1 protein-coding gene is annotated in these 1363 nt (G+C 41.5%); it reads right to left on the bottom strand.

Going from position 1 to position 1363, the window contains the following annotated elements; translation table 11 throughout:
• Window positions 1-77: 77 nt before the first annotated feature.
• The coding region (gene ltrA / locus CCE82_RS12320; protein ID WP_240507209.1) for a group II intron reverse transcriptase/maturase at window positions 78-1363 on the bottom strand (1286 nt) is incomplete at its 5' end.

Raw genomic sequence — 1363 nt, 5'->3', positions numbered from 1 at the left:
AATCGAGTAGGAGAATAGTCATTAATTGACTATTCGTCCTCTCACACCACCGAGCGTACGGTTCCGTACTCGGCGGTTCAATATCTTGCGTAAGCCAACTCTGCAAGCTGGGCTAATGGTATCAGCCCCCACTTGTAGAGTTGTTTTGTTGTAAGTGCACGATGAACCTCGTGCGTGTTTGATAATCGCCAGTACTTTTTGCGAGACTGTGCGATTTTCATCGCACTTCTATGGTCAAGACCATATTGGCGCAACATCTTATATTTGGTTCTTACTCTTTTCCACCGTTTAAGTATGAGTTGTCTAAGTCGGCGGTTTAACCAGGATTGCGTGGTTTCAATAAATCCTCTGATAAAACCTCTACCAAAGTAATTTATCCAACCTCGCGTCACTTGGTTAATTTCAGTGATAATATCTTTAAAGGTACCGGGTCTATTTCGTTTCGTTATTTTCCTTAAGGCGCGTATTAAATTTCTTTTTGCTTCCGTAGTCGGCCTGAAACGACAAACCCCATTTACCTTGGTTATTAGACAACTCAAGAACTTTAAACGTGTAACTGCTCCTACTCTACTTTTATCTTCATTGACAACCAACTTCAGTTGCTTCTCAATGAATTTCGTTACATTCGTCATTACGCGTTCGCCTGCACGTTTTGTGCGTACAAAGATGACAAAGTCATCTGCATAGCGTACAAAACGATGTCCACGCTTTTCGAGTTCTTTATCCAGTTCATGTAGATAGATATTACATAGTAAGGGAGAGATAACGCCCCCTTGTGGTGCACCTATCTTTCTTTCTGCGACTTCGCCAGATAGGTCAATGGCACCTACTTGTAGACTTCTACGGATAAATGTTGAAATTGACTTATCTTGAACATGGCGTTCGAACAAATACATGAGCTTATCATGATTCAACATGTCAAAGCACTGTTTCAAATCACAGTCCACAGCTATTTTATAGCCTTCTTCGTAGTAGGACGCACATTGCTTAAGTGCTGTTCCTGTGCTACGATTAGGTCTGAAACCATGGCTGTGATTCGAAAATGTTCGGTCAATGCCTGGTTCAATCACTTGTCTAATAGCTTGTTGTATCACTCTGTCTCTAGCGACAGGAATACCAAGCACACGCATTTTCCCATTTGGTTTGGGGATTTGAACTTTTCGAACTGCTTGAGGCTGATAAGTACCATCAAGCAGTTTTTTCGTTATCTGTGAAAAGTACTGAGCAAAGTGAGCGTGGAGTTCACTGACTTTCATGCCGTCAATTCCAGGAGCACCTTTGTTTTTCTTAACTTTCTTGATAGCTTTTTCTATGTTGTTTGGTCTTACAACAAGCTCCATCAGTGATGGAGACTTACGATACA

The sequence above is a fragment of the Staphylococcus cornubiensis genome, assembly GCF_900183575.1.
Classification (GTDB): domain Bacteria; phylum Bacillota; class Bacilli; order Staphylococcales; family Staphylococcaceae; genus Staphylococcus; species Staphylococcus cornubiensis.
The sequence above is the reverse complement of the archived record's forward strand: the minus strand, read 5'-3'. Positions and strand labels throughout refer to the sequence as shown.